General features: G+C 70.5%; 19 protein-coding genes. 3 read left to right on the top strand and 16 right to left on the bottom strand.

Features of this window, described 5'->3' with window-relative positions:
- Positions 1 to 24: 24 nt before the first annotated feature.
- On the bottom strand, positions 25 to 1,023 hold the full coding sequence (gene cysK, locus H537_RS0113755; protein WP_028998380.1) for a cysteine synthase A: 999 nt from the start codon (positions 1,021 to 1,023) through the stop codon (positions 25 to 27).
- Between the two features lie 64 nt (positions 1,024 to 1,087).
- Complete coding sequence (locus H537_RS0113760; protein ID WP_028998381.1) at positions 1,088 to 1,555, bottom strand: rhodanese-like domain-containing protein; 468 nt, start codon at positions 1,553 to 1,555, stop codon at positions 1,088 to 1,090.
- A gap of 324 nt (positions 1,556 to 1,879) precedes the next feature.
- Between H537_RS0113760 and H537_RS52795 the strand changes: the two genes are divergently transcribed.
- Entirely contained in the window at positions 1,880 to 2,047 is a 168-nt protein-coding gene (locus tag H537_RS52795) for a TauD/TfdA family dioxygenase (protein ID WP_211235009.1), read from the top strand.
- Positions 2,048 to 2,132: 85 nt separating this feature from the next.
- On the opposite strand, the gene H537_RS0113770 is transcribed toward H537_RS52795, so the two are convergent.
- Entirely contained in the window at positions 2,133 to 3,848 is a 1,716-nt protein-coding gene (locus tag H537_RS0113770; RefSeq protein ID WP_051242588.1) for a serine hydrolase domain-containing protein, read from the bottom strand.
- 266 nt (positions 3,849 to 4,114) lie between these two features.
- On the opposite strand from H537_RS0113770, the gene H537_RS42930 reads away from it, so the two are divergent.
- Positions 4,115 to 4,987, top strand: a complete 873-nt coding sequence (locus H537_RS42930) for a DHHA1 domain-containing protein (RefSeq protein ID WP_043458792.1) — start codon at positions 4,115 to 4,117, stop codon at positions 4,985 to 4,987.
- A gap of 42 nt (positions 4,988 to 5,029) precedes the next feature.
- Here the strand turns inward: H537_RS42930 and H537_RS0113780 are convergent, their stop codons facing one another.
- The 13 genes from H537_RS0113780 to H537_RS42945 all read right to left on the bottom strand — a co-directional run bounded on the left by H537_RS0113780 (position 5,030) and on the right by H537_RS42945 (position 17,245).
- The gene (locus H537_RS0113780; protein ID WP_084150657.1) at positions 5,030 to 5,932 is read right to left on the bottom strand and encodes an alpha/beta hydrolase; all 903 of its coding nucleotides are present in this window, start codon (positions 5,930 to 5,932) and stop codon (positions 5,030 to 5,032) included.
- Between the two features lie 105 nt (positions 5,933 to 6,037).
- Complete coding sequence (locus H537_RS42935; RefSeq protein ID WP_051242590.1) at positions 6,038 to 6,343, bottom strand: DUF971 domain-containing protein; 306 nt, start codon at positions 6,341 to 6,343, stop codon at positions 6,038 to 6,040.
- Complete coding sequence (locus H537_RS0113795; RefSeq protein WP_028998385.1) at positions 6,340 to 7,338, bottom strand: HEAT repeat domain-containing protein; 999 nt, start codon at positions 7,336 to 7,338, stop codon at positions 6,340 to 6,342. Before H537_RS0113795 ends, H537_RS42935 begins: the two co-directional genes overlap by 4 nt.
- A 4-nt stretch (positions 7,339 to 7,342) precedes the next feature.
- Complete coding sequence (locus H537_RS0113800; RefSeq protein WP_043458793.1) at positions 7,343 to 8,209, bottom strand: ABC transporter ATP-binding protein; 867 nt, start codon at positions 8,207 to 8,209, stop codon at positions 7,343 to 7,345.
- A complete protein-coding gene (locus tag H537_RS0113805) occupies positions 8,206 to 9,081 on the bottom strand; it encodes an ABC transporter permease (RefSeq protein WP_028998387.1) in 876 nt (291 codons plus the stop codon). The genes H537_RS0113800 and H537_RS0113805 overlap by 4 nt, the downstream gene beginning before the upstream one ends.
- 7 nt (positions 9,082 to 9,088) lie before the next feature.
- Positions 9,089 to 10,498 (bottom strand): ABC transporter substrate-binding protein, encoded by a 1,410-nt coding sequence (locus H537_RS0113810; protein ID WP_028998388.1) that lies wholly within the window; start codon positions 10,496 to 10,498, stop codon positions 9,089 to 9,091.
- Between the two features lie 16 nt (positions 10,499 to 10,514).
- Positions 10,515 to 10,757, bottom strand: coding sequence for a 4Fe-4S dicluster domain-containing protein (locus tag H537_RS0113815; protein WP_028998389.1), 243 nt, complete (start codon positions 10,755 to 10,757; stop codon positions 10,515 to 10,517).
- A 15-nt stretch (positions 10,758 to 10,772) separates the two neighbouring features.
- Positions 10,773 to 12,506 (bottom strand): fumarate reductase/succinate dehydrogenase flavoprotein subunit, encoded by a 1,734-nt coding sequence (locus tag H537_RS0113820; protein ID WP_028998390.1) that lies wholly within the window; start codon positions 12,504 to 12,506, stop codon positions 10,773 to 10,775.
- A gap of 18 nt (positions 12,507 to 12,524) precedes the next feature.
- Positions 12,525 to 13,280, bottom strand: coding sequence for a GntR family transcriptional regulator (locus H537_RS0113825; protein ID WP_028998391.1), 756 nt, complete (start codon positions 13,278 to 13,280; stop codon positions 12,525 to 12,527).
- Between the two features lie 231 nt (positions 13,281 to 13,511).
- Positions 13,512 to 14,387, bottom strand: coding sequence for an ABC transporter permease (locus H537_RS0113830; RefSeq protein WP_043458800.1), 876 nt, complete (start codon positions 14,385 to 14,387; stop codon positions 13,512 to 13,514).
- A gap of 80 nt (positions 14,388 to 14,467) precedes the next feature.
- Positions 14,468 to 15,268: an ABC transporter ATP-binding protein gene (locus H537_RS42940; RefSeq protein ID WP_051242592.1), complete on the bottom strand. Its 801-nt coding sequence runs from the start codon at positions 15,266 to 15,268 to the stop codon at positions 14,468 to 14,470.
- Between the two features lie 23 nt (positions 15,269 to 15,291).
- Complete coding sequence (locus H537_RS0113840) at positions 15,292 to 16,308, bottom strand: ABC transporter substrate-binding protein (protein ID WP_028998393.1); 1,017 nt, start codon at positions 16,306 to 16,308, stop codon at positions 15,292 to 15,294.
- Between the two features lie 70 nt (positions 16,309 to 16,378).
- The gene (locus tag H537_RS42945; RefSeq protein ID WP_084150658.1) at positions 16,379 to 17,245 is read right to left on the bottom strand and encodes a TauD/TfdA dioxygenase family protein; all 867 of its coding nucleotides are present in this window, start codon (positions 17,243 to 17,245) and stop codon (positions 16,379 to 16,381) included.
- Between the two features lie 753 nt (positions 17,246 to 17,998).
- Here H537_RS42945 and H537_RS0113850 point away from each other — a divergent pair.
- A partial coding sequence (locus tag H537_RS0113850) for a nucleotide sugar dehydrogenase (RefSeq protein WP_028998394.1) occupies positions 17,999 to 19,000 on the top strand: 1,002 nt, incomplete at its 3' end.

The raw sequence follows: 19,000 nt of genomic DNA on the forward strand, positions 1-19,000 counted from the left end.
TCGCCAGGAAGGAGATTTCTCGCCTCAGGCCGCCGCGGCCAGTGGCCCCGCCGGCAGCCCGTTGGCGTCGAACACGCCTTCGAACAGTACCGAGCTGAGGTAGCGCTCGCCGCTGTCGGGCAGGATCACGACGATGGTCTTGCCGGCGTTCTCCGGGCGCCGCGCCCGGCGCACCGCCGCGGCCACGGCCGCGCCGCTGGAGATGCCGCAGAGGATGCCTTCCTCGCTCGCCAGGCGCCGCGCGCAGTGCACCGCCTCCTCGTTGCTGACCTGCTCGACGGCGTCCACCAGCGCCAGCTCCAACACCTCGGGCACGAAGCCCGCGCCGATGCCCTGGATCTTGTGCGGCCCGGGCTTGATCTCCTCGCCCAGGCGATGCTGCGTAAGCACCGGGCTGGCCGAGGGTTCCACCGCTACCGAGACGATCGGCTTGCCCCGCGTGCGCTTGATGTAGCGCGACACGCCGGTGATGGTGCCGCCCGTGCCCACGCCGGAGACCAGGATGTCGATGGCGCCGCCGGTGTCCTCCCAGATCTCCGGCCCGGTAGTGCTCTCGTGGATGGCGGGGTTGGCCGGGTTCCTGAACTGCTGCAGCAGCACGTACCGACCGGGATCGCCGGCGGCGATCTCCTCCGCCTTGGCCACCGCGCCCTTCATGCCCTTGGCGCCCTTGGTGAGCACGAGCCGGGCGCCGAACGCCAGCAGCAGCTTGCGCCGCTCCAGGCTCATGGTTTCGGGCATGGTCAGCGTCAGCGGGATGCCGCGCGCCGCGGCCACGAAGGCCAGCGCGATGCCGGTGTTGCCGCTGGTGGGCTCCACCAGTTCCTTGCCCGGGCCCAGCAGCCCGCGCGCCTCGGCGTCGCGGATCAGCGCCGCGCCGACGCGGCATTTCACGGAGTAGGCCGGGTTGCGGCCCTCGATCTTGGCCAGCACGGTGGCGCCCGCGCCGTCGGTGATGCGGTTCAGCCGCACCAGCGGCGTGCGGCCGATGGACAGCGAGTTGTCTGCGAAGAATCGGGGCATGGGAGTCCTCCTGGGCGTTGTTCGTTCTGCGGTGGTCTGGCGAGGGGCTGGGTGTGCGGGCGTGTCAGTCCTGCACCCAGGGCAGGCCGTGGAAGCGCCAGCCGTCGCCGTGGCCGCGCTGCTGGGCGGCGTCGAGCTCGCCTTCGAAGCCTTCGAGCACGTTGAAGGCGAGGCTGAAGCCGACCTTGGCCGCCGCCTCGGCGGCCAGCACTGAGCGCTTGCCGCTGCGGCACAGCAGCAGCAGCGGGCGCTGCTTGGGCACGCGCGCCTCCAGCTCGCGGGCGAAGCGCGGGTTGCGGGTGAACGCCGTGCCGGTGGCCCAGGGCACGTGCACGCTGCCCGGCACCAGGCCCATGAACTTGTGCTCCTCGGCGCTGCGCACGTCCACCAGCACGGCCTCGCCGGACTGCGCCAGGCTCCAGGCCAGCTGCGGCGGCACGCCGCCGGCATAGGCCAGCCCGGCCCGCCGCGCGGCCTCGCGGGCCTGTTCGAGAAGGGGATGCAAGACGACGTCGGCAATGGCGGCGGACATGGGGGCGTTCCTGGATTCGATGGAGTCGTTTGGGTGGGCCACCGTGCCGGCGCTTCGAGCCAGGCGTCGCGGTAGTCATGAACACAGGACGTCAGCCTAGGGAGCCTCCCGGGTCGGGCGAACGAAGCTTTGCGAAAAAGGTTGCGCGCAGAACGATGAAGACCCGATCGGCGACAAGACGGCTGCGGGCGCCGCATGAACTCATCCGCAAAGCGTCGTTCGCGCCGGTGATGCCGGGCCGGAAGATGCCTGCGGCGCGGCCCACAGGCGCCGCGGTTACGGCATCAATCAAGTCAAGGGCCCGGGGAGGGCCGATCGAGCACCATGAGCTTTTTCCAGGACTTCCACGACAAGCAGGCCATCGAGGAGCCGGGCACCTTGCTCTTCTGGGACAACTGGGCCACGCAGCACCACGCGGTGTGGGATTACTTCCCCGCTGAGCGCTGGGGGGAGCGGGTGTCGGTGTGCCTGGAGCAGGGGCCGCGAGCCTGACGGGCATTCCGTCCCGGCCCGCATGGAAACAGCCCGCCTGCAGGCGGGCCGTGATGCCTTCAATTCAGCGTCCGCAGCCTGTCCATCAGATCGCCACCCGCCGGAAACGGTAGCCGGCGCATTCGAAGCCCGGTTGCCCGTCCACCTCAACCCGTCGCACCGTCTCGCCCATCCCGGCCAGCGGCCCCTGCACGATGGCCTCGGTGTCGGACAGCACCTGCAGCACCGACACCGGCTGCGTGCTGCCGTAGCGCTCCGGCAGCTTCAGCCGTGCCAGCAGCAGGCTGTCCTCCTCGAACACCTCCACATGCTCCAGCAGCGCTTCCTCGCCCGGCAACAGCAGCGGCGCGTAGCGTCCGGCCACCCCGGTCCAGCGCGGCGCGCCGGGTGTGGGCTCGATGCGCTGGCCCAACAGCAGCTCCTTGCCGGCGGTGCGCACCACCAGCAGCTCGCGGCCGTCGAGCTGCTGGCGCCGGATGCGCACGTCGGCCAGGTCCGGGATGTCCAGCGGAATCAGCCCCAGCAGCGCGTAGCGCGGATGCAGCCACCCTTCGGCATCGGCGCGCAGCTCCAGCCGCTCGCCCAGGGCCCGTGCCTGCAGCCGTGATCCATCGCGGCGCACCTGCAGGTAGCCCACCTCCGTGGTGTAGCGCCCCGGGTAGGCGGCCAGCTCCGCTTCCGGCAACGGCGCCTCCTTGGGTGCTGCGTTGGGCCGGTCGGCCTCGGGCTGGCGCAGCCCCGCCTTGGCCGCCAGCGCCAGGCGCAGCGCCTGGCGCGCCACCTCGCCAAGGAGCTTGCTGGCTCGGCTGTCGTTGGAGGCAAGGGCCACGCCCAGCCGGTGGCGCGGCAGGGCCGCCAGGTGCGCGCGGTGGTACAGCGTAGCGCCCGCGTGGTGCACCAGCGGGCCGGCTTGCGGCGGCATCGCCTGGGGCTCGTCCAGCATCCAGCCCAGCCCGGTGCGCTGGCCCGGTACCGCCAGCGCGCCGTCCAGGACCTGCGGGCGCAGCATCTCCCGCAGCCAGGCCGCGGGCAGCACCTGGCGCTCCCCCGCGCGCCCCTCGGCGAACACCATGTGAAGAAAGCGCGCCAGGTCGAGCACGCCGGCGTTGAGCCCACCGGCGGGCAGGTCGCGCAGCCCCGTCTCGTGGGCGCGCCCCTGGCGGTCGTAGGCCTGGGCCAGGTCCGGCACGGCGGCGGGATGGACGGTGAAGCTGGCGTGCTCCATGCCCAGCGGCTCCAGCAGGCTCCGGCGCAAGTGCTCGTCGAACGGCCAGCCCGCCAGACGCTGCACGGCCGCGCCCAGCACGGTCAGGCCGACGTTGGAGTAGCTCATCAGCAGCCCCGGCGGGCTGGCCAGGTCGGTGTCGCGCAGGCGCTGCACCATCGCCTCGAAGGGCTCGGGCCGCTCCATGAACATGCCCGCCAGCACGTCGCGCGGCAGCCCGGCGTGGTGCGTCATCAATTGCCGCGCGGTGATCGGCGACGCGCCGAAACGCGAGCGCACGCTGAATTCCGGCAAGGCTTCCTGAATGGGAGCGTCCAGCACCAGTTTTCCCTGGGCGGCAAATTGCAGCGCCGCGGCGACGGTAAACAGCTTGGATATGGAGCCGACGCGGTATGGGGTTTGCGGCGTGGCGGGAATATGCGCTTCCCGGTCCGCCCAGCCGGCCGCGTGGGACCAGGCCACGCGCTGGTCGTCCACGAGGGCGATGCTCAGGCCTGTGATGCCCTGCGACCGCATCCGGCGCTCGATGTCCCGCTGCAGCCACTGGCCCAGCGCGTCCCAGTCATCCGATGCCACGTCGGGCAGAGGCTCCGAGGGGGCTGTTTCTGCACAGCCGGGCAGCCAGGGCGCGATCGCCGCGGTGCACAGATATTTGAGGGTATTTCGACGCTTGATATTCGTCATCGTTTTATTGGAAGGGCTCCAATGGCACGACGAGTATGCCAAGCCGAAGCCTTGGAAAAGCCAAAAGCGAGCCTTCACAACCTGTCCATATTCCCTGGCGGTAAGTCGGGCCATGCCGAGCCCGGGCGAGAATGGCCTGAACGAGACGAGGGACGGGCATGTCAAACGATCGCACTCTGGTGCTCTATCACGGCAAGTGCGCCGACGGCTTCGGCGCGGCCTTGGCGGCCTGGCTCCGGCTGGGCGATGCGGCGGACTACCTGGCCTGCCACTACGGCGACCCGCCGCCGGCGGTCGAGGGGCGCGAGGTGTTCATCCTCGATTACTCCTTCGAGCCCGAAGTGCTGCGCGCCATGGGCACGCAGGCGCGCAGCATCACGCTGCTGGACCACCACGTGTCGGCGCAGAAGCGGCTGCAGGGACTGGCGCTGGCCTGCCCGCACCGGCTGTATTTCGACCTCGGCCGCTCCGGCGCCGCCATTGCCTGGGAGCACTTCCATCCCGGCGCGCCGCTGCCTTACCTGCTGCAGGCCGTCCAGGCCCGCGACCTGTGGACCTGGGATGTGCCGGACGCGCGGCCCTTCCTGGCGGCGCTGGACCTGCTGCCGCTGGACTTCGCGGCCTGGAAGTCGGTGCTGGACCTGGACGAGCCGGCCCGGGCGCGCATGGTCGAGCGCGGTGCCGCGATGGAAGCGCGCTTCGACGCGCTGTGCACCGCCATCGCGGAGCAGCCAGCAGCGATCCGCATCGACGGCGAGGCCGGGCTGATGGTCAACGCGCCGGGCGAGTTCGCCAGCAACGTCGGCAGCCTGCTGGCGCAGCGCAGCGGCAGCTTCGCACTGGTGTGGCGTGCCGACCACCTGGGGCGGCTCAAGTGCAGCCTGCGCTCGGTGAAGGACTTTGACGTGGAACGGCTGGCGGCGCGCTTCGGCGGCGGCGGCCATGCGCAGGCCGCGGCGTTCATCCTGCCGGGGACGCGGGTGGCGGAGGTGCTGCAGGGCGAGCTGCAGTCCGCGGGTGCCGGGAGCTGAGCGGCACCGACCCGCACTTGGCCCGGACGCCTGCCGGGTGCCTTACTCGCCCTTCGGTCCCACCTTGCCGGCCAGGAAGGCTTTCAACACCGCTGGAAACTCCGGGCTCTCGATCAAGCCCTTGTGCCCGTAGCCCGGGAACAGCCGGATGTCCTTGTTGACGCTCGGCGCCTGCTCGAACAGCGAGCGCTGCATGGACGGCGGCATCAATTCGTCGTTCTCGCCGCCCAGCATCAGCAGCGGACCGCCGTAATTTCGCAGCGCCTTGACGTTGTCGATGGCCGCGATTTCGGGCGTGACCCTCGGCCGCACCACCAGCTTCGCGTACCAGGGAAACATGTTGCCGACCAAGGCCTCGGCGCTGGTGGCGGCGCCTTCGAGCACCAGCCCGTCGACAGGCTGCGTTTCGGCCACCGAGGCCGCCACGAAGCTGCCCATCGACAGGCCATAGACCACCAGCGGGCGCCGAGCCCTGGCGCGGGCGAACTGGAACACCGCCTGCGCATCCGAGCGCACCAGCGCCGCCGTGGGCGCGCCGTCGCTGCGGCCGTAGCCGCGGTAGTCGAAGACCATCACGTCCGCCCCGGCCTTGGCCAGGCCCGTGATCACCGGCAGGCCCTCGCGGTCCAGCCTGAAGCTGGAGCCGCCGAAATACAGCACCGTGGCGATGGACTGCGGGCTGTGGAAATACACGCCGCGGCTGACGGCGCCGTCGGCCTGCGGCACCGACACGTTTTCCAGCACGTAGCCGGCGCCCAGGGTTTCGGCCGCGGGCGGGCGCTGGTCGGGTTTGAGAAACACCTTCTCGTCGATGTCCACCGTCGCGCAGCCGGCCAGGGCGCCGCAAGCAGCCAGGGACAGCAGGGTCTTGCGGACCCAGGCGGTTCGCGACGGGGAAGCGATTGCCGTGCGGGAGAGGGAAGTCGTTGTTCTATGGGCGGCCATGAGGGGTTCAAAAGCGGCCGGCGGTTCGACTTCCACCACCGGGTTCGCGGTTCACGAGGCAAAGCAGTGCTATCGGCGCTGCTTGGCCGGCATTGAGCCGCGGCCTTAACAGAATCCCAAGGGCGTTCCCGCGCGGTCCCGCCACAGCTCCCTCAACAGCGACCACGGATAAATGCCCCGCTCGTGCCCGTCGCTGAACCGCAGCTGCAGCGCGTAGAGGCCGACCGGCTCCGCGCCGACCAGGCGCGGCAGAGCATCGGTGCTCACGTTCCGGCCAGCGCGGCAGCCGCCGCAGCGGCAGGCCGCGCGCAGCATGGCGGCGTCCAGCTCGGCCATGCCGTCGGGCCAGTGCAGCCGCAGCCGGTCCGGGTGCAGCTCGACGGCGCTGGGCGCCGCCTGCTCGCCGCTCATCGCTCCGTCCCCGCCGGCGCGCCCAGCCGCTGCAGGGCCGAGCGTGCCGCCTTGCGCACCTCCGGGTCGGGATCGTCCGTGGCGGCGGTCAGCGCGGGCACGGCCTGCGCGTCGCCGATCTCGCCCAGGGCGATGGCCGCCTCCTTGCGCAGGTTGCCCGCGGGATGCACCAGCGCGGCGATGAGCGGCAGCACGGCGTCGCGGTCGCGCAGCCGGCCCAGCGAGCGCGCGGCGCGCAGGCGCACCTGCCAGTAGTCGTCGTCCAGCGCCGCGCGCAGCGCCTGCGCGGCGGCCGGGTCCTCCGGGCGCAGCTTGCCCAGCGTGGTGGCCGCCTCCTCGCGCACCGGCCAGGCGGCATCGCGCAGCGCGGCGCTCAGCGCCGGCAGGACGATGTCGGTCTGGTCCGGACCGGCCAAGCCCAGCGCGCCGGTGGCGGCGCGACGCACCTCGGCGTCCCCGTCCCCGACGGCCACCCGTGCCAGACGCGGCAGCGCCGGCTGGTGCTTGAGCCAGCCCAGCACGCCCACCGCCTCGCGCCTCACGCTGGCCTCGGGCCGTTGCAGCGCGTCCAGCGCCGGCTCCACCGCCTCCGGCACCCGCAGCTCGCGCAGGCCGCGCAGCGCGGCGGCGCTGACGAAGCCGTCGGGGTGCCGGGCATGGCGCACCAGCCGGGCGCCCGCCTGGGCGTCCTTGAGCTCGGCCAGCGCCAGCGCCGCGGCCTCGCGCACCGCCGGGACGTCGGACAGCGCCTCGGCCAGCGCTTCCACCACGTCGGCATCGCTCCAGGCGGCCAGGGCGCGCGCGGCCTCGGTGCGCAGCGTGGGGTCGGGGTCGTGCCGCAGCACGGCGCTGAGCGCCGGCAGCAGCGCCTCGTCCTCCAGGTCGGCGGCCTCCAGCAACGCGACGCGGCGCTCGCCAGCGTCGGTGCTGGCGAGCCGGCGCCGCAGGTCGGCCAGCTCGGGATCGGTGTCAATAGGGGTCAGGGATGCGGTCATGGGTTCAGGCGGCGTAACGGGGCACGGAAGCGGGTCCGCCCAGCGGCGAAAGGCGGCCCAGGGTCGGGGTGTCGCTGTCGCCGTCGTGGCGCAGCAGTTGCAGGCAGCGGCGCTTGAGTGCCACGAAGTCGGGATGCGTCAGCAACCGGGCATGGCGCGGGCGCTCGAAGCGCACGCGCAGCTCCTCCACGACGCGCCCGGGGCGCGGGCTCAGGATCAGCACCCGGTCGGCCAGGAACAGCGCCTCGTCGATGTCGTGCGTGACGAAGAGGATGGTGGTGCGCATGCGCGTCCACAGGTCCAACAGCAGCTCCTGCATGTGGGCGCGCGTGAGCGCGTCCAGCGCGCCGAAGGGCTCGTCCATCAGCAGCACCCGCGGGTGGTTGATCAGGACGCGCGCGATCTCCACGCGCTGCTGCATGCCGCCTGAGAGCTCGCGCGGATAGCGCCGCTCGAAGCCGGCCAAGCCCACCAGCTCCAGCAGCGTGCGCGCCTCGTGCTCGCGCTGCGCGCGCGGCACGCCCTTCATCTTCAAGCCGTAGGCGACGTTGTCGAGCACGGTCTTCCATGGAAACAGCGTGTGCTGCTGGAATACCAGCCCGCGCTGCGGGTCGGGGCCGTCGATGGGCTGCCCGTCCAGGCGCAGGCTGCCGCGTGCGGGCTTCAAGTGCCCGGCCAGCGCGCCCAGCAGCGTGGACTTGCCGCAGCCCGAGGGACCGAGCAGGCAGATGAATTCGCCGGGCGTGGCGTCGAGGGAGACCTCGTGCAGCACCTCGAAGCGGTTGTCTCCGGTACCCAGCTCGATGCCGACGCGCTCGATCGCGATGTGCCCGCCGTGCGCGGCCACACCTTGCGGTGCCGCGGCGCTCATTGCGCGCCTCCTTGCGGCCGGTACCAGGGCATGAGGCGGGCGCCGGCGCGGCGGATGAGCGCGCTGCTGCCCATGCCCAGCGCGCCGATGAGCAGCATGCCCACCACGATGCTGGCGTAGTTCTGCACGGTGTAGGACTCCCAGGTGTAGTAGCCGATCCCGTACTGGCCCGCGATCATCTCGGCCGTGACCAGGCAGAACCAGCAGGTGCCCATGCCGATGGACAGGCCGGTGACGATGCTGGGCGCCGCGCCGGGCGCGATCACCTCGGTGAACAGCCGCCAGCGCCGCGTGCCCAGGCTGCGCGCGGAGGCGATGAGGCGCGCATCGACTGCCTCCACGCCGTGGATGGTGTTGAGCAGGATCGGGAACAGCGCGCCCACGAAGGTGATGAACACCATGCTGCCCTCGGAGGAGGGGAACATGAGGATGGACAGCGGGATCCAGGCCACGGCCGGGATGGGCCGCAGCACCTCCAGCGGCGGCAGCAGGAAGTTGCGGGCCCAACGCAGGCGGCCGATCAGCAATCCCAGGCCGACACCGATGAGCGCCGCGAAACCGAAGCCCAGGCCCACGCGCAGCAGGCTGCTGTAGAGGTGGCCACCGAGCTTGGGCGACTGCAGCAGCGCCCAGGCGGCACCCAGCACCTCGGCCGGCGGCGGCACGTTGGCGAAGGTGACGGCGCCCAGGTTCAGGCGCAACGTGGCGGCCAGGTGCCACAGCAGCACGCAGGCCGCGACCGAGCCGGCCTGCACAGCCAGGCGGCCCAGCGGCGCGGTACTCAGCGTGGCGCTTGCCGGCCGGCGCGGCGCCTCGGCCGCCGCCGGCCGGGACGCGGCGGCGAGGGAAGCGGGGGGCGTGATGGCGTTCATGGCGGCATCACAGCGCGGGTTTGGCGGCGGCCTGCGCGCCGGCGAAGTCCAGCACGCGGCCCTTGTTGGCCGCGGCGTAGGCGGTGGCGGCGTCCTTCTGCAGGAAGGCGCTGAGCTGGCCCTTGGCATCGGCGGCGAACCAGGTGTTGGGCGCCAGCAGCTTGATGCGGTGGATCAGGTCGTGCACGTACACGCCCCTCGCCTTCTTCCCGGACTGCTGCAGCTTCTGCAGGTCGGCGAAGGCGTTCTCGATGCTGGCGTAGTGGCGAACCTTGGGCTCGCCCTGCACCCAGACGCCCGCGGCGCGCTGCACGTCGGTGATGGGCTTGCCGGTGAGCGCGTCGCTGGCCTTGAGCGGCAGCTTGTCGTGCCGCGCCAGCCGCGCGTCGTAGTCCAGGCCGGACTGCTTGAAGGCGGTGCGGATGAAACGGTCGTCCACGAAGCTGGTGGCCTCCAGCGGCGAGTCGCGGCCCAGCAGCTTCAGCGTCTCAATGGAGGTCTTGAGCGCGGTGCGGTACTCGGGCTTCCAGGTGAAGTCGCGCGTCTGCAGCCCCAGCGGGCCGTGGTAGAGGTAGGCCACGGCAGCCTCGATGCCCGTGACCTTCTCGATCAGCTCGCTGTACTGCTCGGGCTCGGCGGCGATGAGCCGGTCGGCCTCGATGGCCGCGCGCAGGAACGCGACCACGACTTCCGGGTACTTGCGCGCGTACTCCGCGCTGACCAGCGAGCCGTGGTAAGTGGGCGCGTTGGCCTGGGCGCCGTCGTAGATCTTGCGCGCGAAGCCGCGGTGCTCGAACAGCTCGGCGAAGGGCACGAAGTCGGCATGCGCCTCGATCTTGCCGGCCTGCAGCGCGGGGCCGGCCACCTCGGGCGCCTGCGTGATGATGTTGACGTCCTTCTGCGGATCCCAGCCCTGGCTGGCCACGGCGCGCAGCAGCATGCCGTGCGCGGTGGAGGCGAAGGGCACGGAGATGGTCCGGCCCTTGAGCTCGGACAGCGCCGTCACCTTGGAGTCGCGCGGCACCACGATGCCGTTGCCGCTGCCCAGCGTGCTGCCCGACAGCACGGTGATGAACAGGCTCTGCTTGCCGGCCTTCAGGAACGCGGCGCCGTTGTTGGCGCCGGGGAAGTCGGCCATGGAGCCGATGTCCAGCTTGTCGGCGACCATCTCGTTGGTCAGCGGCGCGCCCGAGGTGAAGTTCTTCCACTGGACGTCGTACTGCACGTCCTTGTAGCGGCCTTCGCGCGGCAGGTACTTCTCCAGCAGCTTGAGCTCGCGGATGAGCAGGCCGCCCGTGGCGCAGTTGATGGTGGTGTCCTGCGTGCCGATGGCGACGCGGATGGTTTCAGCGGCCTGGGCGCCGGCCAGCGCCGAGGCCAGGGCCAGGCCCAGCAGGGGTTTCAAGGGCAGGTTCAAGGCGGGCTCCCTCGGTTTATCGCAGCAGGTAGGGGATGTCGACGTGCACGGCGCCGGTGGGGCAGTCCTTCTCGCAGGGCATGCAGTACCAGCATTCGTCGAACTTCATGTAGGCCGTGCCCTTGCTCAGGTCGATGGCCAGCACGTCGAGGGGGCACACGTCCACGCAGACGGTGCAGCCCTTGGGGGCGATGCACTTCTCGGCATCGACCGTCACGGGCACGGCCGCGGGGTGCAGCGCGATGGGGGCGATTTGCATGAAAGGTCTCCTGGCTCAGGCGGCCACGGCCTCGGCGGCCGGGATGCGCAGGCGGTAGTAGGCGTTCTTCTCGGTGTCGGCGATGGGCACGATGTAGGGCTCGATGGGCCGCTTGAAGCTAACCATGCGGCCCTGCTCGTCCTTGCGCAGCTGGGCGTGGCAGAACCACTCGGCGTCGTTGCGCTCGGGGTAGTCCACGCGGGCGTGGTAGAGGCCCCAGCGGCTCTCGGTGCGGAAGAGCGAGGCGCGCGCCGCCATCTCGGCGCAGTCGCGGATGGCGTGCACCTCCAGCGCGCGCATGAGCTCGTGCGCGTCGTTGGCCTTGAGCTCGTCGAGGTCGTGGCGGATGCCCTCGAAGCGATCCAGGCCGATCTCCATCTTGCGGGTGACCTTGGGCGGCTGCAGGTAGTCGTTGACCATGCGCCGCAGCTTGTATTCGACCTGGTTGGGCGGCAGCCCGCGCTCGCGCTGCAGCGGCGCCCACACGCGCTGGCGCTCGCGCTCCACTTGGCCGGCATCGACGGCGGCAAAGTCGTGCTGTGCGCAGAAGCGCGCGCTGCTCTCGCCCGCGAGGCGCCCGTACACGAAGGCGCCCAGCATGTAGTTGTGCGGCACGCAGGCCATGTCGCCCGCGGCGTGCAGGCCCGGTACCGTGGTCTGGGCGTGCTCGTTGACCCACACGCCCGAGGCCGAGTGCCCGCTGCACAGGCCGATCTCGGAGATGTGCATCTCCACCATGCGTTCGCGGTAGTCGGTGCCGCGCCCGGCGTGGAAGCGCCCGCGGCTGGGACGCTCGTTGGTGTGCAGGATGGTCTCGATGGTCGAGATCGTCTCCTCGGCCAGGTGGTCGAGCTTCAGGAACACCGGGCCCTTGCCGCCCTGCAGCTCCTGGAAGAACTCCCACATCATCTGGCCGCTCCAGTAGTCGCTCTCGATGAAGCGCTGGCCCTCGGCATTGGTGGTGAAGCCGCCGAAGGGGCCGGTGACGTAGGCGCAGGCCGGGCCGTTGTAGTCCTTGATCAGCGGGTTGATCTGGAAGCACTCGATGCCCGAGAGCTCCGCGCCGGCGTGGTAGGCCATGGCGTAGCCGTCGCCGGCGTTGGCCGGGTTCTCGTAGGTGCCGAAGAGGTAGCCCGAAGCCGGCAGTCCCAGGCGTCCGGCCGCGCCGCAGCACAGCACCACCGAGCGGGCGCGGATGACGTGGAAGTCCGCCGTGCGGCAGTCGAAGGCCATGGCGCCGGCGATGCGGCCGTCCTCGGCCGTGAGCAGCCGCGTCGCGACCAGGCGGTTCGTCACTTCCACCCGCGTGCGCTTGAGCTGGCGGTACAGCACCTTCTTGATGTCGTGCCCTTCGGGCATGGGCAGCACGTAAGTGCCCATGTGGTGCACCTTCTTGACGGCGTAGTCGCCGGTCTCGTCGCGCTCGAAGCGCACGCCCCAGCGGTCCAGCTCCTCGATCATCGGGAAGCTGTTCTGCGCATAGGCCATCACCGTCTTCTGGTTGACGATGCCGTCGTTGGCGATGGTGATCTCGCGCACGTACTGCTCGGGCGTGGCGTGGCCGGGGATGACGGCGTTGTTCAGGCCGTCCATGCCCATCGAGATCGCGCCGCTGCGCTTGACGTTGGCCTTCTCCAGCAGCAGCACGCGCAGCGCGGGGTTGGCCTGCTTGGCCTTGACGGCGGCCATCGGGCCGGCGGTGCCGCCGCCGATGACCAGCACGTCCACTTCGTGTTCGATCGTCTCCATGGTTCCTTTCCTTGGGGGTCAGCGTCGTTGCAGCCGCATGCGGAGCTGGAAGGTGTCCGAGCGGCAGTAGAGGTGTTCGTAGTCGATGGGCCGGCCTTGGCTGTCGTGCGTGAGGCGCTCGATGTGCAGCATCGGCGCGCCCGGCGGCAGGCCCAGCAGCGCGGCCGTGGCGGCGTCGGCGTTCACGGCGTCCAGCGCCAGGTCGGCGTGGCCCAGCGGCGTGGCGCAGTCGTTTTCCAGGATCAGGAAGATGTCGCGCGAGGCCAGGTCGTCGCGGCGCAGGCGCCGGCCCAGGTGCAGCGGCAGCCAGGTGAGATCGAGCGACACGGGCTGGTGGTCCAGGTAGCGCACGCGGCGCACCTCGGTCACGGGCGTGCCCGGGTCCAGCCGCAGCCGGTTGGCCACGCGCTCGTCGGCCGCCACGGTCAACAGCGACAGCAGCCGGTTGAAGGTCTCGTGCCCCATGCCGTTCATGGCCTCGGCGAAGCCCTGCAGTCGGCCCAACTCCTGGAAAGGTTTGCTTTGCGCGACGAAGGAGCCCTTGCCCGGCACCTTGAAGATCAGCCGCGCCTTTTCCAGGTCGCCCAGCGCCTGGCGCACGGTGATGCGGCTCACGCCGTACTGCGCCATCAGGTTGCTTTCCGAAGGCAGGCGCTCGTGCGGCTGCCAGGCGCCGCACAGGATGCGCTCGCGTAGCTCCTCGCGGATGCGGCTGTGCAGCGTGGGCTGCGGCAGCGCAGGCGCGGCGGGTGCGGACTGGACGGAACTTGTCATGACAGGTGGTGTGCGGGGCGCTCTTGATGTCTGATAGGTCGGGACTGTAGGAGTCAGGAACGCGTCGGCCAACGAACGAATTCCGTGCTGCATAGCTGCTGCCGGCATAAGCCTTGCGCGGCGGGAACTGAGGTTGATTTAGCAACCTAAATGCAAAAAACAGCTGAGTACAAAAGAAAACGGCCCGCCGTGTGGCGAGCCGTGGGAAATAGGGCCGTGCGCGCCGTGTCTTCAGCGCTGCACGCCCCAGCGGCGCACGGTGACGCGCTCCAGCGTCGCGAACACCAGGTTTTCGATCACCAGCCCGATGACGATCACGCAGGCCAGGCCGGCGAAGACGCGGTCGGTGTAGAGCTCGTTGCGGTTCTGGAACACGTACCAGCCCAGGCCGCCCTGGCCCGAGGTGGCGCCGAAGACCAGCTCGGCTGCGATGAGCGTGCGCCAGGCGAAGGCCCAGGCGATGCGCAGGCCCGACAGGATCGCCGGCAGCGCGGCGGGGATCAGGATGTACAGCACCAGCCGCAGCCCGCTCAGGCCGTAGTTGCGCCCGGCCATGCGCAGCACCTCCGGCACGTTCTGGAAGCCCGCGTGCGCGGCCAGCGCCAGCGGCCACAGCACCGCGTGCACCAGCACGAACAACAGGCTCTGCGAGCCCAGCCCGAACCACAGCAGCGCCAGCGGCAGCAGCGCGATGGCCGGCAGCGGGTTGAACATGGCGGTGAGCGTGGATAGCAGGTCGCGGCCCAGCCGCGTGGTGGCCGCCAGCGCCGTGAGCGCGAAGGCCGCGGCGATGCCCAGCACGTAGCCCCGCAGCAGCAGGCCCAGCGAGATGCCGGCCTTCTCCAGCAGCTCGCCGCTGGCCATGCCCTCGGCAAAGGCGATGGCGGTGGCGCTGAAGGTGGGCAGCAGCAAGTCGTTGTCGGTCCAGCGCGCCAGCGCCTCCCACAGCAGCGCCAGCGCCGCCAGGATGGCGCCGCGGCGCAGCAGCGCGTTCTCGCGCAGGCGCTGCACCAGGGGCAGCGCGCGCTCCACGGGTGCCGCGGTGTAGGGCTCCAGTGCGTACTCGGCTTCGGGCCGCACCGGGGCGTCGGCCGCCGCGGGGTGCATCAACGACGTGTCCGCGGACAAGGCGGCGGCGTCCACGTCGCCGTGGCGGTCGGGACGGGGAAGGGACGTGAAGACTGCGCTCATGCCGCTGCTGCCTCGGGTTGTGCCGTCTGTTCGGTCTGTTCGAACAGCAGGTGGTGGATGCGCTGCGCCTGCGCCTGGAAGTCCGGGCTGCCGACGCTGTCGAGGTCGAAGGGGTGTGCGTGCAACTCGGCCCGCACGCGCCCGGGGTGCGGCGACAGGAGCACGATGCGGTGCCCCACCACCAGCGCCTCCTCGATGGAGTGGGTGACGAACACCAGCGAGCAGCGCACCTGCGCCCACAGCGCCAGCAGCTCCTGCTGCATGCGCCGGCGCGTGAGCGCGTCCAGCGCGGCGAAGGGCTCGTCCATGAGCAGGATGCGCGGCTGCATTGCCAGCGCGCGGGCGATGGCCACGCGCTGCTTCATGCCGCCGGAGAGCATGTGCGGATGCGCGTCGGCGAAGGCCGCCAGCCCCACCTGCTCCAGCACGCTTAGCGCGCGGCGCTCGGCCTCGGCGCGGCTGGCGCGGCCGGAGGCCAGCAGCGGGAACATGACGTTGTGCTTGACCGTCTTCCAGGGCGGGAGCTGATCGAACTCCTGGAACACCATCACGCGGTCCGGTCCCGGCGCCGTCACCGGGGCACCGCCGAGGGTGATGCGGCCTTCCACCGGCGACAGGAAGCCGCCGATGGCCTTGAGCAGCGAGGACTTGCCGCAGCCCGAGGGGCCCAGCAGCACCAGGCGCTCGCCGGCGTGGAGGTCGAAGCTGACGCGGTGCGTGGCGCGCACCACGCGCGCGCCGGCCACGTACTCCAGGCTCACGCCGGCGACTTGCAGCAGGGGCGTCGTCGGTTGCATCGGGTACTTCCTTCCTGGAGCTTTCAGTTCGCGCCCGCGTTGTGCGGGTCGTCGAAGAAGTAGTCGCGCGCCGAGGCGGGCTTGTTCCTGATGGCGCCGACGCGGTGCATGAACTCGGCCAGCGCGTAGGTGTTCTGCGGCGTGAGCTTGAACTGCACGTCCGGGCTCTTGACGATGTCCAGCACCAGCTTGCGGTCGATCCTGCTCTTGTTCACGCGCAGGAACAGGTCCGTGGCGGCCTCGGGGTTGGCATGGATCCACTGCGCGGCCTCGGCCAGCGCGGCGGTGAAGGCGCGGTAGGTCTTGGGGTTCTCGGTGCGGAACTTGTCCGTGGCGTAGAGCACCGTGGCCGAGGCGGGGCCGCCGAGCACGTCGTAGCTCTTGAGCACGATCTTCGCGGCGGGGTTGGCGGCCAGCTCCTGCTCCTGGAAGGGCGGATTGGCGAAGTGCGCCGTGATCTCGGTGCCGCCCTTGCTGATGGCGGCCGTGGCCTCGGGGTGCGGCAGCGCGACGCTGATCTTGTCGAGCTTGGCGTGTTGCGTGTCGCCCCAGAGCCTGGACGAGGCCAGCTGCAGGATGCGCGACTGCACCGACACGCCCACGGCCGGCAGCGCGATGCGGTCCTTGTCGCCGAAGTCGGCGATGGTCTTGACCGCCGGATTGGTGCTCACCAGGTAGTACGGGAAGTTGCCCAGCGAGGCCACGCCGCGCACGTTCTGCTTGCCCAGCGTGCGGTCCCACAGCGTCAGCAGCGGGCCCACGCCGGCGCCGGCGATGTCGATGGAGCCCGAGAGCAGCGCGTCGTTCATGGCGCTGCCGCCGGAGAGCGTCACTTGCGACACGGCGATGTCCAGGCCCTGGGCCTTGCCGTGCTTCTCGATGAGCTTCTGGTCCTTGGCGACGTCCAGCAGCAGGTAGACGATGCCGAACTGGTCGGCGATGCGGATCTGGCCTTCGGCCCGCGCGCCGGCGACGCCCAGGGCGAGCAGGCCGCCCAGGCCCAGAACGGCCAGGCGGTGGAGGAGGGGTTGCTTCTTCATGTCAGGGGCGATGGCGGGTGGCCGGGGCGTGCGTAGGGTGCTTGAAAGCGGCGGGAAGGTTGCGCGGGCATCAGGCCGGCACGTCGCCCTCGATGGTGGTGCGGTACAGGCGCCGGCGCTGCGTCGCCGGGCAGCCGGTGGCCAGGTGCAGCACGGAGCGGTTGTCCCAGAACACCAGGTCGCCCGCGCGCCAGCGGTGGCGGTAGACGAATTCGGGCTGCGTGCCGTGCTGGAACAGCGCGTCGAGCAGCGCACGGCTCTCGTCGTCGGGCAGGTCGAGCACGCGGGTCGTGAAGTGCTCGCTGACGAAGAGCGCGGGCCGGCCGGATTCCGGGTGCGTGCGCACGATGGGATGCGCGGCCGGCGGCACCTCGGCGATCTGCTCGGCCGTGAGGTTCGGGCGCCAGGGGCTGCGCTGCTGCAGTTCGGCGTAGCGCGCCAGGTACCAGTGCTCGGCCCAGCGGCCGGCGACGGCGCGCTTGAGATCCGCCGGCAGCGTCTCGTAGGCCAGGTGCTGGTTGGCGAAGAGCGTGTCGCCGCCCTCGGTGGGCAGCTCCTGCGCGTGCAGGAAGGAGCCCAGGCTGGGCCGCGGCTTGTAGGACAGGTCGGAATGCCAGAAATGGCCCGCGTCGCCCAGGCCGATGGGCCGGCCGTCCTCGACGATGTTGGACACCACCAGCACGTCCGGATGCGTGGGCAACGCGAACTGCTTGAGCACGTGGCGCTGCAGCGGGCCGAAGCGCGCGCTCAACGCCACCTGCTGGTCGGGCGTGAGTGCGTGCTGGTCGCGGAAGACCAGCACGTGGTGGTCGAGGTGCGCGCGGTGCAGGCGCTGGAAGCCGGCGTCGGACAGCGGCTGCGACAAGTCCAGCCCCAGCACCTCGGCACCCAGCGGGCCGGGCAGGGGACGGACTTCGAACTCGTTGTGCTGGGACATGCTCTGGATCAAGGTGCTTCGGTGCGGGCCAGTCTAGGGAGCACCTTGCGTACACGGAACGAAGCAGAACGAATGTGCTTCGTCGCTTTGCTCAGCAGGCAGGGCATGCGGGCGAGCAGATCGGTAGGTGGTCGGCATCGCGCGCCGCGGGGCTCATGGTGGTTGCCCAGGCAACGGGGATACGGTCTCGCATGCGGAGCACCGGGTTGAAATACAACATACACGTGACTCCTGGAAGCCCAGGAGACCGTGGACTTCGTGGCCGCGGTCCCGCCAGTGCAAGGGAGGTCAAGGCCAAACCAGGAAGGGGGGAGGGCCAGGGGTCGTGCGAAAGGCCGGGTCGTCGCCTTCAGTGGAAGAATTTGTGGTTTTAGCGGCCACGTGTATGTTGTAAATGGGGCCTGGGCCGCTGCAGCCACCCTTCTCCCCCGCCGGTGGGCCTTGGGCTCCCTCCATTTGGGGTTGCGACGCACTCCCGAGAGTGCGGTGTGGCTTCGCGCGGGCTGGGGGAGCACTCTCTGCCCCGGTGACGCATGGGTGGGGGAGACATCGTTGTGTGCGCCGGTTCGGCAGGCCCTGGGGCCTGACCGCTTCATCGGAACGCATGCATGACGGGCTGCGGCCGGCCAAGGCCTTGGCAGCGTCGAAGAACCTGCTTCCCCTCCCGTTCGCGCAGAGCCGATACGCCGTTGCCGGCGCATCGACCGTTTTCGTCGGTCACCTGGCTGGGGCCAGCGTTAGGAGGGATATCTCATGAGTGTGATCGCTGTCATCGGGCTCGGTTACGTGGGCCTGCCGCTGGCGGTGGAGTTCGGCAAGCAAGCCCGCACCATCGGCTACGACATCGCCATCGACAAGGTGGCCGCCTGCCAGCGCGGCACCGACCCGTCGCGCGAGCTGCCCGACGAGGAGATGGCCGCGGCCCGGCACTGCGTCTACACCAGCGACCCCGCGCTGCTGGCCGAGGCCGACGTCATCATCATTGCCGTGCCCACGCCGGTGGACGCGGCCAAGATCCCCGACTTCGGCCCGCTGCTGGGCGCCAGCAAGAGCGCCGGCAAGCACATGAAGCGCGGCGCCACCGTGGTGTACGAGTCCACCGTCTACCCCGGCGCCACCGAGGAGGTGTGCATCCCGGTGCTGGAGCGCGAGTCCGGCATGAAGTGGAAGCAGGACTTCTTCGTCGGCTACAGCCCCGAGCGCATCAACCCCGGCGACCGCGAGCACACGCTGACCAAGATCGTGAAGATTGTCTCCGGCGACACCGCCGAGACGCTGGAGCGCGTAGCCCAGCTCTACGAGCGCATCGTCGAGCCCGGCGTGCACCGCGCCAGCTCCATCAAGGCCGCCGAGGCCGCCAAGGTGATCGAGAACACCCAGCGCGACCTCAACATCGCGCTGATGAACGAGCTGGCCATCATCTTCGACAAGATCGGCATCGACACCACCGAGGTGCTCGAAGCCGCCGGCACGAAGTGGAACTTCCTGAAGTTCAAGCCGGGCCTGGTGGGCGGCCACTGCATCGGCGTGGACCCGTACTACCTCACGCACAAGGCCGACATGCTGGGCTACCACCCGCAGGTGATCCTAGCCGGGCGGCGCATCAACGACGGCATGGCCAAGTTCATCGCCGAGCAGACGATCAAGAACATGATCGCCGCGGGCAGCTACATCAAGGGCGCGCGCGTGAACGTGCTGGGCCTGACCTTCAAGGAGAACTGCGCCGACCTGCGCAACTCCAAGGTCGTGGACATC

The organism is Azohydromonas australica DSM 1124 (genome assembly GCF_000430725.1).
GTDB classification, from domain to species: domain Bacteria; phylum Pseudomonadota; class Gammaproteobacteria; order Burkholderiales; family Burkholderiaceae_C; genus Azohydromonas; species Azohydromonas australica.

What these genes read in the sequence shown, in the direction of transcription:
- H537_RS0113780 (WP_084150657.1), bottom strand. Translation starts at nt 5,932, where the DNA reads ATGGCCGCCCATAGAACAACGACTTCCCTCTCCCGCACGGCAATCGCT.
- cysK (WP_028998380.1), bottom strand. Translation starts at nt 1,023, where the DNA reads ATGCCCCGATTCTTCGCAGACAACTCGCTGTCCATCGGCCGCACGCCG.
- H537_RS42940 (WP_051242592.1), bottom strand. Translation starts at nt 15,268, where the DNA reads ATGCAACCGACGACGCCCCTGCTGCAAGTCGCCGGCGTGAGCCTGGAG.
- H537_RS42935 (WP_051242590.1), bottom strand. Translation starts at nt 6,343, where the DNA reads ATGAGCGGCGAGCAGGCGGCGCCCAGCGCCGTCGAGCTGCACCCGGAC.
- H537_RS52795 (WP_211235009.1), top strand. Translation starts at nt 1,880, where the DNA reads ATGAGCTTTTTCCAGGACTTCCACGACAAGCAGGCCATCGAGGAGCCG.
- H537_RS0113795 (WP_028998385.1), bottom strand. Translation starts at nt 7,338, where the DNA reads ATGACCGCATCCCTGACCCCTATTGACACCGATCCCGAGCTGGCCGAC.
- H537_RS0113840 (WP_028998393.1), bottom strand. Translation starts at nt 16,308, where the DNA reads ATGAAGAAGCAACCCCTCCTCCACCGCCTGGCCGTTCTGGGCCTGGGC.
- H537_RS0113830 (WP_043458800.1), bottom strand. Translation starts at nt 14,387, where the DNA reads ATGCACCCCGCGGCGGCCGACGCCCCGGTGCGGCCCGAAGCCGAGTAC.
- H537_RS0113815 (WP_028998389.1), bottom strand. Translation starts at nt 10,757, where the DNA reads ATGCAAATCGCCCCCATCGCGCTGCACCCCGCGGCCGTGCCCGTGACG.
- H537_RS0113805 (WP_028998387.1), bottom strand. Translation starts at nt 9,081, where the DNA reads ATGAACGCCATCACGCCCCCCGCTTCCCTCGCCGCCGCGTCCCGGCCG.
- H537_RS0113800 (WP_043458793.1), bottom strand. Translation starts at nt 8,209, where the DNA reads ATGAGCGCCGCGGCACCGCAAGGTGTGGCCGCGCACGGCGGGCACATC.
- H537_RS42930 (WP_043458792.1), top strand. Translation starts at nt 4,115, where the DNA reads ATGTCAAACGATCGCACTCTGGTGCTCTATCACGGCAAGTGCGCCGAC.
- H537_RS0113820 (WP_028998390.1), bottom strand. Translation starts at nt 12,506, where the DNA reads ATGGAGACGATCGAACACGAAGTGGACGTGCTGGTCATCGGCGGCGGC.
- H537_RS0113760 (WP_028998381.1), bottom strand. Translation starts at nt 1,555, where the DNA reads ATGTCCGCCGCCATTGCCGACGTCGTCTTGCATCCCCTTCTCGAACAG.
- H537_RS42945 (WP_084150658.1), bottom strand. Translation starts at nt 17,245, where the DNA reads ATGTCCCAGCACAACGAGTTCGAAGTCCGTCCCCTGCCCGGCCCGCTG.
- H537_RS0113825 (WP_028998391.1), bottom strand. Translation starts at nt 13,280, where the DNA reads ATGACAAGTTCCGTCCAGTCCGCACCCGCCGCGCCTGCGCTGCCGCAG.